The organism is Streptomyces broussonetiae (assembly GCF_009796285.1).
GTDB classification, from domain to species: Bacteria; Actinomycetota; Actinomycetes; order Streptomycetales; family Streptomycetaceae; genus Streptomyces; species Streptomyces broussonetiae.
The window spans coordinates 1,834,611-1,849,134 of sequence record NZ_CP047020.1; the positions used below are offsets into that span (position 1 = coordinate 1,834,611).

Genomic DNA, 14,524 nt, shown 5'->3' on the forward strand with positions numbered 1-14,524 from the left:
CATGCCGGTACTGGTGATCACAGGAACGGGCACGGAGGTCGGCAAGACCGTCACCACGGCCGCCGTCGCCGCCGCGGCGCTCGCGGCGGGACGTTCGGTGGCCGTGCTGAAGGCCGCGCAGACGGGCGTACGGCCGGACGAGCGGGGGGACGCCGACGAGGTCGCGCGGCTCGCGGGACCGGTCACCGCCGCCGAACTGGCCCGCTTTCCCGAGCCGTTGGCACCGGGCACGGCGGCCCGGCGGGCCGGGATGGCGCCGGTACGCCCGCAGGAGGTGGCCGACCGGGCGGCCAAGCTGGCCACCGAGCACGATCTGGTGCTCGTCGAGGGGGCGGGCGGGCTGCTCGTCCGGTTCGACGCGGTCGGCGGCACGCTGGCGGACGTGGCGCGGCTGCTCGACGCGCCGGTGCTGCTGGTGGCCTCGGCCGGGCTCGGCACGCTGAACACCACGGAGCTGTCGGCCCGTGAACTGCGGCGACGGGAACTGGAGTTGGCCGGCGTGGTGATCGGCAGCTGGCCCGGCTCCCCCGGCCTCGCCGACCGCTGCAACGTGGCCGACCTGCCGGAGGTCGCGGCGGCTCCGCTGCTCGGCGCGCTTCCCGCCGGGGCGGGCAGCCTGCCTCCCCGCGAGTTCCGCTCGGCGGCGCCGGGGTGGCTGGCGCCGCGACTGGACGGGACATGGGATGCGGAGGCGTTCGGGGTACGGGTGGCGCCGTAGGCGGAGCAGGCGCAGGTCGTCGTCCGAGTGCGGCTGCGCAGTGGCCGGTCACGCGGTTCCCGCGCCCTGGGGGAGTTGCCGGCGGCGTCGGGGGGACAATCACCGTAGGAATGTCCTCCGGGAGGTGCCATGCGACTGATGTCGGCCGGGTCTGCCAAGGTCACGCCGAGCCCCGTCCACCATCCGGTGTTCGCCCGCTTCTACGCCCGGATCAGCGTGGGCGCAGAGACCCGGTTCGGGATGGCCGGGGTGCGGGAGCGGCTGCTCGCCGGGTTGTCGGGGCGGGTGATCGAGGTCGGCGCGGGCAACGGGCTGAACTTCGCGCACTATCCGGCGGCCGTCGCCGAGGTCGTCGCCATCGAACCGGAGCCGCTGCTGAGGCAGTTGGCGCTGGAGGCGGCCCTGCGCGCCCAGGTACCGGTGGACGTGGTGCCGGGCGCGGCGGAGGCACTGCCGGTCAAGAGCGAGGCCTTCGACGCGGTGGTGCTGTCGCTCGTGCTGTGCAGCGTACGGGACGTGGCCCGGGCGCTGGGCGAGGTACGACGGGTGCTCCGGCCCGGCGGCGAGGTGCGGTTCTTCGAGCACGGGCGGGGTGGCGGCCGGGTGATGACCCTGACTCAGCAGGCCCTGGACCGCACGGTGTGGCCCGCGCTGTTCGGCGGCTGTCACGTGGCCCGCGAGCCGGTCGCCGCACTGCGCGAGGCGGGGTTCGAACTCGGGCCGTACCAGAAGCTGTTGCTGCCCAAGACGGGTCTGAGGACGCCCACGTCGTTCGCCACGCTGGGCGTCGCCTGGCGGCCGGGAGAGCCGGAGGCCCGCTGACGGGGGCGTGACGGGGAGGCGCGGGGCGCGCGCTCAGATGCTCCAGCGGCGCAGCTCCCGCGCGATCGCCTCCACGTCGGCCGCACCGTCCTTCACCAGCCGGGCGAGGTCGCGCACCTGCTCGGCCGTCGTGACGACCTTCACACCGCTGGCAACCAGGTATGCGTAGGCGACCGCCGAGGCGAACAGCGTGTTGGAGCGCTCCAGCGCCGGTACGTGGATCAGCAGCTGGAGCAGGGACGCGGCGCGGGTGTGCGGATCGTCGTAGACGGGCACGCCGAATATCTCGGCCCGGTGCCGGGCGACGGCGGCGATCAGCGCGCCCCAGTCGCTGACCTGCGGGTCCCCGGGCGTCCGTTGTTCGGCGAGCATGAGCAGCCAGGCGAGGTCGATGCTGAACTCGTTCAAGGGATCAGCGGCCGTCCTCGCTGCCGGAGCCGGTGCCACGGGTATCGGTCAGCTCCTCGGCGAACACGGTCTCGTACTGCTTCATGAAGTCGGCGGCGGCCTCCACGAACGTCCGCCCGGCCTCGCCTGTGTCCTGTCTGACCAGCTCTTCGATATAGCGGTTGACGCTGATGCCACGGGCCAGGGCACGTTCGCGGGCCGCGCGGGCGGTGCCTTCGTCCACGCGTACGTTCAGCTGGGTCTTCGCCATACCTCGAAGCTAGCGCCGAGATGCTAGCAACGGCAAGGGCGCACGGAACCGGTGCGCCCGGCGGGACTGTCCCTTACGCTCGCCCGGGACGGGCGGTTCAGGCGACCGGGAGGCGGTCTTGTCCACACCTGCTGCACAGCACGTGCCGGGCCGCGCACCGGACGGCGGGATCGCGACCCGCGCCCGCGGGCTGACCAAGGCCTACGGCTCCGGCGAGACGGCCGTACGCGCCCTGGACGCGGTGGACGTGGACATCACGCGCGGCCGGTTCACGGCCGTGATGGGACCTTCGGGGTCCGGGAAGTCCACGCTGATGCACTGTCTGGCGGGGCTCGACACCGTGTCGGCCGGACAGGTGTGGCTCGGTGACACCGAGATCACCGGGCTGAAGGAGCGGGAGCTGACCCGGCTGCGGCGGGACCGGATCGGGTTCATGTTCCAGTCGTTCAACCTCATCCCGACGCTCACGGCCGCCGAGAACATCACGCTGCCGATGGCCATCGCGGGCCGCAAACCGGATGAGAAGTGGCTGGACCAGGTGATCGACAGGCTCGGCCTGCGGGACCGTCTGACGCATCGGCCCGCGCAGCTCTCCGGCGGCCAGCAGCAACGGGTCGCGTGCGCGCGGGCGCTGGCCTCGCGTCCGGAGCTGATCTTCGCCGACGAGCCGACCGGCAATCTGGACTCGCGGGCCGGCCTGGAGGTGCTGGGCTTTCTGCGCGGTGCGGTGGACGATCTCGGGCAGACTGTCGTCATGGTCACCCATGACCCCGGCGCCGCCGCCCACTCCGACCTGGTGCTCTTCCTTGCGGACGGACGGATCGTGGACGAGATGGCACGGCCCACGGCGGACGCCGTACTGGAACGGATGCGCGTCCTTGCCGGGGGGAACCCCCAGACCCCCGGTTCCGACATCGTGCAGGAACGGCTCGGCGACGGCCGCGCCGCCCAGGAGGACTGACCCGGTGCTCAAGGCGACCCTGAGGAGTTTCCTCGCGCACAAGGGGCGGCTCGCGCTGTCCGCGCTGGCCGTGATCCTGTCCGTGGCGTTCGTCGCGGGCAGCCTGATCTTCTCCGACACCGTCACCCGTACCTTCGACCGGCTGTTCGCCTCCACGGCCGCCGATGTGACCGTGGAACCCCAGCAGGACCTCAAGTCCCCGGTGCCGGGCGGCACGGTGCAGACCGTGCCCGCCGCGCTGCGGGACCGGGTGGCGCGGGTGGCCGGGGTCGCGGCGGCCCGCGCGGACGTCAAGGTACAGAACGTCGTGGTCGTCGACCGGCACGACAAGTCGGTCGGGCCGACCACCGGCGCCCCCACCATCGCCACCACCTGGTACGTCAGCGACCGCTCACCGGTGGAACTGACCTCCGGTCACCCACCGCACGGTGCGGGCGAGGCGCTGCTTGACGCCGACACGGCCGGCAAGAAGCATGTGCGGATCGGCGACACACTGACGGTGCAGGCCCAGCCGGGCACGTTCCGGGTCCGGGTCGTCGGGATCGCCACGTTCACCACGACCAACCCGGGCGCCGCCCTGGTCTTCCTGGACCCGGCGGTGGCGGGCCGCGAGCTGCTCGGCTCCCAGACGCTGGCGACCAGCATCTCGGCGGACGCGGTCAGGGGCGTGTCCGACGTGGAACTCAAGCGAAGGATCGGCGCGGCGGTCGGCACCGGCACCGGCCGCTACGACCTCAAGACCGCCCGCGAGCAGGCCAAGTCGGCGGCGGCCAGCCTCGGCACGTTCCTGGACGTGATCAAGTACGTGATGCTGGGCTTCGCCGGTGTCGCGCTGCTCGTCGGCGTGTTCCTCATCGTCAACACCTTCTCCATGCTGATCGCCCAACGCACCCGTGAACTGGGCCTGTTGCGGGCCCTGGGCGCGGACCGGCGGCAGGTGCGGCGCTCGGTACTCACCGAGGCGGCGCTGCTCGGGCTGGTCGGCTCGACACTCGGCCTCGGCGCCGGGATCGGGCTGGCGCTGGGGCTGATCCGGCTGATGAGTGCGTTCGGGATGAACCTCAAGGCCACGGAGATGGCCGTCGGCTGGGGGACGCCCGTGGCCGCCTACGTCGTCGGGCTCGGCGTCACCTTCGTGGCGGCCTATCTGCCCGCGCGGCGGGCGGCGGCGGTCTCGCCGATGGCCGCGCTGGCCGACGCCGAGGTCGCTGGTGTGGGCAAGCCGCTCAAGGTGCGGGCGATCGTCGGCGCAGTGCTGGGGGCGGCCGGGGCGGCGACGCTGGCCGGGTGCGCGGCGGCCACGAGGACCGCGCAGGCGGCCTCGCTGCTGGGCGTCGGCGTGGCCCTGACGCTGATCGCGACCGTGGTCGCCGGACCGCTGCTGGTGCGGCCGGTGATCCGGGTGCTGGGCGCGGCGTTCCCCGCGCTGTTCGGCCCGGTCGGCCGCATGAGCCAGCGCAATGCCCTGCGCAATCCGCGCCGTACCGGCGCCACGGCCGCCGCGCTCATGGTGGGCCTGGCCCTGGTCGGCGGGATGTCAGTGGCGAGCGCGTCGATGTCGGCGTCGTTCGACCGGCAGATCGACCGGACGCTCGGTGCCGACTTCGTCGTCCAGAACACCAACTTCACCCCGTTCACGAAGGAGGTACGAAACGTCGTGGCCGCGACGCGCGGCGTTGGGCTCGTCGTCCAGCAGCGGCTCACCCCGCTCGCCGTACGGCTGCCGAACGGGGACCGTGTCGAGACGTCCGCCGGCGCGTACGGCCCCGGACTGGACGACGTCGCGCACATCACCTACACACGGGGAGGTTCGGCGGCGGCGCTGGCGGACGGGCATCTCGCGATGGACGCCGGTTTCGCCAAGGACCACGGTGTACGGATCGGCAGCGTCCTGCCGGTCGAGTTCCCGGGCGGACGGCGCACCCGGCTGGCCGTCGGGGCGCTCACCGACCAGGAGACGGCGGACGGCTTCGGCACCCAGGGCGGCATCTACGTCGGCCTCGCCACCTTCGAGAAGTACGTGCCGAGCGGCCAGGACTCCGTGCTCTACGTCAACGCGGCCACCGGTACGACACCGCAGGACCTGCGCCCCCGTCTGGAGCGGGCGCTCAAGCCGTTCCCGCAGGTCCAGGTGCGCAACCAGTCCGACTACAAGCAGCTGGTGCACGACCAGATCGCCGTGTTGCTGTACCTGGTGTACGCGCTGCTCGCCCTGGCCATCGTCATCGCCGTGCTCGGGGTGGTCAACACCCTTGCCCTGTCCGTGGTGGAGCGGACCCGGGAGATCGGGCTGCTGCGCGCGATCGGGCTGGGACGGCGGCAGCTGCGGCGGATGATCCGGCTGGAGTCGGTGGTGATCGCGGTGTTCGGCGCGGTCCTCGGGCTGGCGCTGGGGCTGGTGTGGGGCGTGTGCATGCAGCGGGTGCTGGCCCTGCGTGGCCTGACGGCGCTCGCGATCCCCTGGGGCACGATCGTCGGGGTCGTGATCGGCGCGGCGGTGGTGGGAGTGGTGGCGGCACTGCTGCCGGCGCTGCGGGCGTCGCGCATGAACGTGCTCGCGGCGATCGCGCACGAGTGACGCTCGACGGTGCGTCCGGCCGGCGATCGCTTCACGGCCGGTGGCCGCCGCCCCGGCCGGCCGCGGCCGTGATGGAATCGCGGTGAGGCCCAAGTCGCCCGCTGCCGAGGAGAGTTCATGACACGCCCGTTCCGTTTCGCGGTCAATCTGCTCCGCCCCGCGCCCGCCGCCGAGTGGCGCGCCAAGTGCCGTCGTGCCGAGGAACTGGGGTACGACGTGATCCTCGTCCCGGATCACCTCGGCATGGTGGCACCGTTCCCCGCGCTGGTCGCCGCGGCCGAGGCGACCGCGCGGCCCCGGCTCGGCACGCTCGTACTCAACGCGGGCTTCTGGAACCCGGCCCTGCTGGCCCGCGAGGTGGCGACGACGGACGCGCTCACCGGCGGGCGCCTGGAACTCGGCCTCGGCACCGGGTACGTCCCGGCGGAGCACGAGGCCGCGGGGCTGCCGTTCGGCTCGCCGCGCGAGCGGGTGGACCATCTCGCGCACACGGTCGAGGAGGTGAACCGGCTGCTGGGCTCCGGCGAGTTCCGGCCCCGGCCGGCCCAGCCCCGGATCCCGCTGCTGGTCGGCGCGAACGGCGACCGCATGCTGCGCCTGGCCGCCGCGCACGCCGACGTCGTCGCCTTCACCGGGGCGCGGCCGGGCGCCGAGCCCGGGTCGCTGCTTCCCCTCAGCGCCGCCGAACTGGACGAGCGCGTGGCCCGGTACCACGGCTTCGCGGCGGGCAGGGCACAACCGGCCGAGCTGAACCTGCTGATCCAGCTCGTGGCCGTGACCGACGATCCCGGGGCCGCGCTCGAACGCCTGCTCAGGGACCGGCGGTCGCGGCTGACCGCAGACGACGCGTCCGCGCTGCCGACCGTCCTGGCCGGCCCTACGGAGGAGTTGGCCGCGCGGGTGCGGGGGCTGCGCGAGCGGTTCGGGTTCTCGTACCTGACCGTGCTGGAGGAGCACATGGAGGCGTTCGCGGCGGTGATGGAGCAGCTGCGCAAGGAGTCCGCATAGTGGAATTGGCCGGGGACGGCGCGCCATCCGTGCTCCGATGATCACATGACCGATCTACGGATCCGCCCTGCCCTGGCCGACGATCTCGACGCCGTGCTCGCGTTCTGGAAGACGGCCGCCGAGGGCACCAGCATCAGCGACGACCGGGACGGGGTGGAACGGCTGGTCGCCCGCGATCCCGGAGCCCTGATCCTCGCCGAGCGGGGAGGCGAGCTGGTGGGCACGGTGATCGCCGGCTTCGACGGCTGGCGCTGCCATCTGTACCGGCTCGCCGTACATCCGCGGCAGCGCCGGCAGGGCATCGGCTCGGCGCTGCTGACCGCCGCCGAGGAGCGCTTCGTACGGCTGGGCGGCCGGCGCGCGGATGCGATGGTGCTGGTCCGCAACGAGACCGCGCACCACGCCTGGGGTGCCGCCGGGTACGGCCCGCAGGAGCACTGGCGGCGCTGGGTGAAGCCACTCGCCGACCGCGCCGACTGAGCCCCCGGGAGCCCCTTTGCTCATCCTTTACCATTGAGGGAGTACCCGGCCCCCCAGTGAAAGGTTGTGAGCGTCCGCCCATGGGCGAGCCTCCCAGTACGCGACACCGCGCATTCCGTCCTGCCCTGTCCGATCATGGGACGGGGGTGACCCGATGACCGAAGTGCTGCTCCTTCTGCTGGCGATCCTGCTGTCGCTCGCCTGTGGCGCCTTCGTGGCGGCGGAGTTCTCGCTGACCACGGTGGAGCGCGGCGAGCTGGAGCGGGCCGCCGAGCGCGGCGAGCGCGGTGCGCCGGGCGCCCTGAGAGCCGTACGGACCCTGACCTTCCAGCTCTCCGGCGCCCAGCTCGGCATCACCGTGACCAATCTGGTCGTCGGCATGCTCGCCGAGCCGTCGATCGCCAGGCTGCTCGCCGGTCCGTTCCGGGCGATGGGGCTCTCGGGCGGCACGGCGACCTCGGTCGCGCTGGTGCTCGGTACGGCCCTGTCGACGGTGTTCCTGATGGTCGTCGGCGAGCTGGTGCCCAAGAACTGGGCGATCTCCTCGCCCCTGGCGGTGGCCAAGCGGGTGGGCAGCGCCCAGCGCTGGTTCAGCGCTGCCTTCCGCCCCTTCATCACGCACCTGAACAACACGGCCAACCGTGTCGTGCGCCGGCTGGGCGTCGAGCCGGCCGAGGAACTGGCCTCCGCGCGCGGCCCGCAGGAGCTGGCGGCGCTGGCCCGGCACTCCGCCAAGCAGGGTGCGCTGGAGGCGGACACCGCCGAGCTGTTCGTGCGGACGCTGAACCTGGCCGACCTGACGGCGGAGAACGTGATGACCCCGCGCGTCCAGGTCGTCGCCCTGGACACCCACGCGACCTGCGAGGACGTGGCGAACGCGACCCGGGCCACCGGCCTGTCCCGGTTCCCGGTCCACCGGGGCGGCCTGGACTCGGTCGTCGGCGTCGCCCACATCAAGGACGTCCTGGCCGTACCGGCCGCGGATCGGCCCCGCCGCCCGGTCTCCCAGGTGATGCGCGAGCCGCTGCTCGTGCCCGGGTCCCTGACCGTCGACCGGCTGCTGGACCGCCTCGGCGGCCGGCGCACCATGGCCGTCGTCATCGACGAGTACGGCGGCACGGCCGGCGTGGCCACGCTGGAGGACATCGTCGAGGAGGTCGTCGGCGAGGTGCGCGACGAGCACGACCCGCACGAGACGCCCGACCTCGCCCCCGCCGGCGCCGACGAGCACGGCCGGGCCGTGTACTCCGCCGACGGCGCCGCCCGCACCGACCAGCTCGCGCGCGTGGGACTGCGGGTGCCCGAGGGACCGTACGAGACGCTGGCCGGCCTGATCGCGGCCCGGCTGGGCCGGATACCGCGGATCGGTGACACGGTCGAGGTGGCCGGCTGGCGGCTGGACGTGGTGGACGCCTCCGGCCGCCGGGCGGCCCGGGTGCTGCTGCACGCGCCGCTGGACGACGAACAGGCCCGCCAGAGCCCGGAGGGGGCGCGATGACCGCGGTACAGCTGCTGATCGGGCTGACGACGCTCGTCGTCAACGCCTTCTTCGTCGGCGCCGAGTTCGCGCTGATCTCCGTACGCCGCTCACAGGTCGAGCCGCTCGCCCAGGAGGGCGACCGGCGCGCGAAGGCCGTGCTGTGGGGCCTGGAACACGTCTCGGCACTGCTGGCCGCCGCCCAGCTGGGCATCACGCTGTGCACCCTGGTCCTGGGCGTGGTCGCCGAGCCGGCGATCGCACATCTGCTGGAGCCGGTGTTCCACGCGGTCGGGGTCCCGGTGAGTGCGGGCCACGTCGTGTCCTTCGTGATCGCGCTGACGCTGGCGACGTATCTGCACATGCTGCTGGGCGAGATGGTCCCCAAGAACATCGCCCTCGCCGAACCGGTGCGCAGCGCGCTGCTGCTCGGCCCGCCCCTGGTCGCCCTGTCCCGGGCGCTGCGCCCGGTGATCTTCACGGTCAACGCGTTCGCGAACGGGCTGCTGAAGCTGCTCAGGGTGGAGGCGAAGGACGAGGTCGCGGCCACCTTCACGGACGCCCAGCTGGCCGAGATCGTCAAGGACGCCGGCGAGGCCGGCCTGATCGACGACCGCGCGCTGGAGCGGCTGCACGATGCCCTGGAGCTGGGCAGGCGGCCGGTGCGCGATGTCGTGGTACCGCTGGAGCGGGTCGTGTACGCGCGCGTGGGGGTCACTCCGGAGCAGTTGGAACGGCTGTCGGCCGAGTCCGGCTTCTCCCGGTTCCCGGTGGTCGACGTGGGCCGCCGGATCGTGGGCTACCTGCACGTCAAGGACGCGCTGGACGCATCGCCCCGGGACGTGCCGTTCCGGCTGCGGGACATGCGGTCCATCGCGCGCGTACGGGAGGGAACCCCGCTGGACGACGTCCTCACCGCGATGCGTGGCAGCCGTACCCACCTCGCGGCCGTGCTCGGCGACGACGGCCGGATGGCCGGCCTCGTGACCATGGAGGACGTCCTCAGAGAGCTGTTCGGGCAGGCCGCCCCCGGGTGATGCACGGAGGCTTCCGGGGCGACCGACCGGCGGGTATGGAGCCGGGATACCATCGCTGACGCCATGCAGACGAATCCCGTATCTCCCCCGTACAGCAGCCTGGTCGCGGTCGGCGACTCCTTCACCGAGGGCATGTCGGACCTGCTGCCCGACGGTTCCTACCGGGGCTGGGCCGACGTGCTCGCCTCGCGGATGGCCGCCCGCACACCGGGTTTCCGGTACGCCAACCTCGCCGTGCGCGGGAAGCTGATCGGGCAGATCGTGGACGAGCAGGTGGACGTGGCGGCAGCCATGAACGCCGACGTGATCACACTGGTCGGCGGCCTCAACGACACCCTGCGGCCCAAGTGCGACATGGGCCGGGTGAAGGGGCTGCTGACCGAGGCCGTGGAGCGGCTCGCGCCATCCTGCAAGCAGCTGGTGCTGATGCGCAGCCCCGGCCGCCAGGGTCCGGTGCTGGAGCGGTTCCGGCCGCGCATGGAGGAGCTGTTCTCCTGCGTGGACGAGCTGGCCGCGCGCCACGGCGCGGTCGTCGCCGACCTCTACGGCGCCCCGTCGCTGGCCGATCCCCGGCTGTGGGACGTGGACCGACTGCATCTGACGGCGCAGGGGCACCGCCGGGTCGCCGAGGCGGTGTGGCAGGCGCTCGGGTACGAGCCGGAGGACACCGAGTGGCGGGTGCCGATGCCGGCCACGCCCCCGCCGGGCTGGGTGACGCGCCGGGTCGCGGACGCACGCTTCGCCCGCCGGCACCTGCTGCCCTGGATCGGCCGCCGGCTGACGGGCCGCTCCTCGGGGGACGGCCGCCCGGCCAAGCGCCCGGAGCTGCTGCCGTACGAGGGCCGGGCATAGCCTCGCTGCCATGACCACACGGTGATCAACATCCGGGGCCGGATCCACGAGTTCGGACCCCGGCTGGAGCACGCGCCCGAGGACGTGGTCCACGTCGGCCGCCGCTGGACGATGGGCGGCGGGGATCTGCCTCGGCACCCGCTGTACAACCCGTTCGCGTACGACACCCCGAAGAAGAACCGGGACGACACCCGGGCCGAGGTCATGGCGATGTACCGGCCCCGGCTGCTGGAGCGGCCGGAGCTGCTGGAGCTGGTGGCAGAGCTGCGCGGAAAGACACTGGCCTGCTGGTGCGCACCGCGGCCGTGCCACGCGGAGGTACTGGCGGAACTGGCCGACGGCGACCAGTGACGCGGGTCTCGTAGCTTCCACCATCGAAGGCGCGGCACCGGCCTGCACAAATCACCTTAAAGTCCCTCCACGCGTTAATGCGGGATGCCCGAACGGGCAGCGGAAGCGCTTTCCCGTGACCGATGTCACGATTGGTCATGCCCAGATCCTTTCCTTAACCACCCAGTAAATTACAGGACGGTAAAAGGACGTCCAGTCGGGCGATCCGGAGCGTAGGAAAGAGGTCCCACAGAGGGCGGTTGACAACGTTGGCCTAGACAGTTAGCCTTTCAATGTGCTATTGGGAATTCCGTCTTTATGGCACTCGACCAGCAAAGCCATAGACCCCCCGAATAAAGCCAGCCAGAATTTGACTGAAATCACTCGGGGTATTGATTTCAGGACCGCCTCACGGTTGTACCACCGGGTAACACGGCCCACCAATGCGACGCATCGGAATCTGCCCGCGGTACGCGACACACAGAGGACCAGGGGATGCAACACCTCTCTCGGGGTGCAGGCAGGAACGCAGGCGGACGGACGAAGGGCGTGCGCGACTCCGGCGCCAGGACGCCGTCACGTATCTGTCCCAGGGGCGCGCCCGGTCCGAGCCGCAAGGCTTGAAGGTCCTGGTCCGCGCCCGTTTTTCTTCCTGTCACCGATTGTTCACCAAGGAACTGAACGGCTCGTCGCGCCGTCTTCACGGCAGGGGCGTCGCGCTCGGGAGCTCTCGCTCGCGGCGCCGCACACCGCTGCCCCGTACCGCGGGAAACGGGGCACGGCTCACGCGTAAAAATGAATCCAGGGGGGACCCACGATGCAACTCTTCGGTCGTTCGCGAGAACTACAGGCCCTGGGTGAGGCATACGTCGACAGCACGGGGGGACATGGCCGGCTCGTGATCATCACGGGCGGCCCCGGGTCCGGCAAGACCCAGCTCATGCATGAATTCCTCACCACACTGAACACCACCGATGCGCGCATACTGACCGGTACGACATGGTCCGGTGAACGGGACCAGCCGATGAGCCTCATGGGGCAATTACTTCGCAACGCCGAGGCGGAGTGCGCAGCATCACACCACACCCCGTCCGCGGTGAACTCTCAGCAGAAATTCCGGCGCCCCAAGGCTCCGTGGCATCTGCCCGGCCACGCGCCCGGCGGCGACGAGACGGCCGAGGGCCTGCTGCGCCTCGCCGGCCACGACCGTCCTTTGGTCATCGCCGTGGACGACGCCCACGCCATGGACCGCGCCTCGTTGCATACGATCGTCCGCCTGCTGCGCCGCAGCCGCTCCCGGCCCGTGCTTGTGGTGTGCGCGACATCCGGACACTTCGGCGAGACACGCTCGCCCGCCCACACCGAACTCCTGCGCCAGCCGCACCGCCGGGTACGCCTGGCCCCGCTGTCGGATGCCAGCGTCGGCGAACTGCTCGCCGCACAGGCCGGCCGGGCCCTGCCCGGCGACGTCCGCAGCGCCTACCACCGGGCCACCGCGGGCAGCCCCCTGCTGGTGCACGCCCTCCTCGACGACAGCACGCGCCTCGGCCCCGACATCGGCCACCCCGTCGCCGGCGCCGCCTACCGGCAGGCCGTGCTGTCGCTGCTGCACCGCGGTGAGGCGGGCCATGTCCGCGTGGCCCGGGCGCTGGCCGCGCTCGGCTCGCTCGCGGGCTGCGTCCCGGTCGGCGAGCTGACCGGCACCACGCCGGCCGGCACCCAGGAAGCCGTGGACGCCCTCAACTCCTCGGGCCTGCTGGACGGTCACGTCTTCCGGCACCCGACCGCCGCCGCGGCCGTCCTGGAGGACATGGACGGTGCCGAACGCACCGGGCTGCACGGCCGGATCGCCCACACGCTGTACCGATCCGGGGCGCCCGCCCTGGAGGTGGCTCGTCATCTGCACGCTGCGGACCTCGTCCCGGAGGGCTGGGGCGCAGGCATCCTGCGCGCCGCCGCGGAACAGGCCCTGGCCGTGGACGACCTCGACCGCTGCACCGCCTATCTCGGCCTGGTGCTGCGCGACTGCACCGACGAGCGGGAACGTCACGCCCTGTCCGTGGCGCTCGCGCGCGCGGAGTGGCGGACCAACCCGGCGGCCGCCGGCCCGCATCTGCAGCCGCTGCGCGCACCCGCGCTGGACGGCGACCTGAGCATGCGGGACACCGCCACCGTCCTACGCCACATGCTGTGGCAGGGCGACACCGAACTGGCCGCCCAGGCCGTGGCGAGCCTCGTCCATCCGCACTCGCCGGCCGAGGCCCAGATCGTCGCCGAGGTGGAGTTCGTACGGCAGTGGTTCTACGGCGTGGCACTGCCCGGCAAGGGCGCGCCGGCCAGCGCCGCCGACCCGCGCCGCCGACCCGCGCACGCCGACACCGGACTGGCCGCCCGGGTGGCGGCGCTCGTCGGCGGCGAGGCCACCGACGAGTCGGCGGCGGCCGTCGCCCAGGCCCTGCAGGGGCACCAACTGGACCATCTCAACCTGGAGTTGGTCGCGATGTCGCTGCTGGCCATCGCCCACGCGGACCGGCCCGCGCTCGCCGCCGAGGCCTGTGACGCGCTGCTGGAGTGCGCCGTGGACCGACGGGCGACGACCTGGCAGGCCCTGCTCGGCAGCATCCGGGCGGAGATCGCCCTGCTCCAGGGGGACGTGACCACCGCGGCACAGGGTGCGCTCGCCGCTCTCGGGACACTGCGCGCCCAGAGCTGGGGGGTGCTCATCGGCCTCCCGCTGTCGACGGCGATCGCCGCGCACACTGCGATGGGCTCCTACGCCGAGGCCGAGGAACTGCTCGGCCTGGACGTGCCCGAGCCGATGTTCCGCACCGTGTTCGGCATCCAGTATCTGCGAGCCCGTGGCCACCACTACCTCGCGACCGACCGGCCCTTCGCGGCGCTCAACGACTTCGAGACCTGCGGACGGCTGCTGCGGGAGGGCAACCCCAGCCTGCAGAAAGGAATCCCCTGGCGATCCGACCTGGCCCTGGCCAACCTGCGGATCGGCAAGGCCCGTTCGGCCCGGGAGTGGGCCGAGGAGCAGCTGCGGCTGCCCGGCGGGCACAGTTCCCGGGCGCGGGCCATGGCGCTGTGTCTGCTGGCCGCGACCTCCAAGCCGCATCGCCGGGCCTCGCTCCTGCGCGAGGCGATCGACCTGCTCAAGACGTGCGGTGACCGGTACGCGCTGGCCCAGGCGTACGCCGATCTGTCGGCGGCGCACTACGAACTCGGCGAGTACGACCGGGCCCGGCTGGTGGCACGGCGCGCGGCGGCGGAGGCCGAGGCCTGCCGTATCGAGTCGCCGGTCGACGCACACCTGCTGCAGGATCCGGTACGGCCCGAGAAGACCGAGCCCAAGGACGGCCCCGCGATCCTGAGCGATGCGGAGTGCCGGGTCGCCGGCCTGGCCGCGCTCGGCTACACCAACCGCGAGATAAGCGGCCGCCTCCACGTCACCATCAGCACGGTGGAGCAGCACCTCACCCGGGTCTACCGCAAGCTGCAGGTGGCCAGCCGCTCGGAGCTGCCGTCGAAGATGCTGGAGCACCGCATTCCCAAGCTGTCGGACCGCTGGGCCAGTACCCACTCGTCCGCGGGCTGAGC

Annotated in this window: 13 protein-coding genes; 11 read left to right on the forward strand and 2 right to left on the reverse strand. The window is 72.4% G+C overall.

Annotated elements, in window-relative coordinates:
* Position 1 precedes the first annotated feature (1 nt).
* Both bioD and GQF42_RS08665 read left to right on the forward strand, forming a co-directional pair.
* Positions 2-718, forward strand: a complete 717-nt coding sequence (gene bioD, locus GQF42_RS08660) for a dethiobiotin synthase (protein ID WP_158919063.1) — start codon at positions 2-4, stop codon at positions 716-718.
* Positions 719-847: 129 nt separating this feature from the next.
* Complete coding sequence (locus GQF42_RS08665) at positions 848-1,540, forward strand: class I SAM-dependent methyltransferase (RefSeq protein WP_158919064.1); 693 nt, start codon at positions 848-850, stop codon at positions 1,538-1,540.
* 33 nt (positions 1,541-1,573) lie between these two features.
* Here GQF42_RS08665 and GQF42_RS08670 read toward each other — a convergent pair whose 3' ends face one another.
* Both GQF42_RS08670 and GQF42_RS08675 read right to left on the reverse strand, forming a co-directional pair.
* Positions 1,574-1,948, reverse strand: coding sequence for a fic family toxin-antitoxin system, toxin component (locus GQF42_RS08670; protein WP_158919065.1), 375 nt, complete (start codon positions 1,946-1,948; stop codon positions 1,574-1,576).
* Positions 1,949-1,952: 4 nt separating this feature from the next.
* The gene (locus tag GQF42_RS08675) at positions 1,953-2,198 is read right to left on the reverse strand and encodes a toxin-antitoxin system HicB family antitoxin (RefSeq protein WP_158919066.1); all 246 of its coding nucleotides are present in this window, start codon (positions 2,196-2,198) and stop codon (positions 1,953-1,955) included.
* A 118-nt stretch (positions 2,199-2,316) separates the two neighbouring features.
* Here GQF42_RS08675 and GQF42_RS08680 point away from each other — a divergent pair, with 118 nt between their 5' ends.
* The 9 genes from GQF42_RS08680 to GQF42_RS08720 all read left to right on the forward strand — a co-directional run bounded on the left by GQF42_RS08680 (position 2,317) and on the right by GQF42_RS08720 (position 14,522).
* On the forward strand, positions 2,317-3,159 hold the full coding sequence (locus GQF42_RS08680; protein WP_158919067.1) for an ABC transporter ATP-binding protein: 843 nt from the start codon (positions 2,317-2,319) through the stop codon (positions 3,157-3,159).
* Between the two features lie 4 nt (positions 3,160-3,163).
* Positions 3,164-5,737: an ABC transporter permease gene (locus GQF42_RS08685; protein ID WP_158919068.1), complete on the forward strand. Its 2,574-nt coding sequence runs from the start codon at positions 3,164-3,166 to the stop codon at positions 5,735-5,737.
* A 117-nt stretch (positions 5,738-5,854) separates the two neighbouring features.
* Positions 5,855-6,745 carry a TIGR03621 family F420-dependent LLM class oxidoreductase gene (locus tag GQF42_RS08690; RefSeq protein WP_158919069.1) on the forward strand — a complete coding sequence of 297 codons (891 nt, stop codon included), beginning with the start codon at positions 5,855-5,857 and terminating at the stop codon, positions 6,743-6,745.
* 45 nt (positions 6,746-6,790) lie between these two features.
* Entirely contained in the window at positions 6,791-7,225 is a 435-nt protein-coding gene (locus GQF42_RS08695) for a GNAT family N-acetyltransferase (RefSeq protein ID WP_158919070.1), read from the forward strand.
* Positions 7,226-7,379: 154 nt separating this feature from the next.
* Positions 7,380-8,723, forward strand: coding sequence for a hemolysin family protein (locus GQF42_RS08700; protein WP_158919071.1), 1,344 nt, complete (start codon positions 7,380-7,382; stop codon positions 8,721-8,723).
* Positions 8,720-9,739, forward strand: coding sequence for a hemolysin family protein (locus GQF42_RS08705; RefSeq protein WP_158919072.1), 1,020 nt, complete (start codon positions 8,720-8,722; stop codon positions 9,737-9,739). Before GQF42_RS08700 ends, GQF42_RS08705 begins: the two co-directional genes overlap by 4 nt.
* A 63-nt stretch (positions 9,740-9,802) precedes the next feature.
* Complete coding sequence (locus GQF42_RS08710; protein ID WP_158919073.1) at positions 9,803-10,591, forward strand: SGNH/GDSL hydrolase family protein; 789 nt, start codon at positions 9,803-9,805, stop codon at positions 10,589-10,591.
* Positions 10,592-10,612: 21 nt separating this feature from the next.
* The gene (locus GQF42_RS08715) at positions 10,613-10,942 is read left to right on the forward strand and encodes a DUF4326 domain-containing protein (RefSeq protein WP_158919074.1); all 330 of its coding nucleotides are present in this window, start codon (positions 10,613-10,615) and stop codon (positions 10,940-10,942) included.
* 796 nt (positions 10,943-11,738) lie between these two features.
* The gene (locus tag GQF42_RS08720; protein ID WP_158919075.1) at positions 11,739-14,522 is read left to right on the forward strand and encodes a helix-turn-helix transcriptional regulator; all 2,784 of its coding nucleotides are present in this window, start codon (positions 11,739-11,741) and stop codon (positions 14,520-14,522) included.
* The last annotated feature ends 2 nt before the right edge of the window (positions 14,523-14,524 follow it).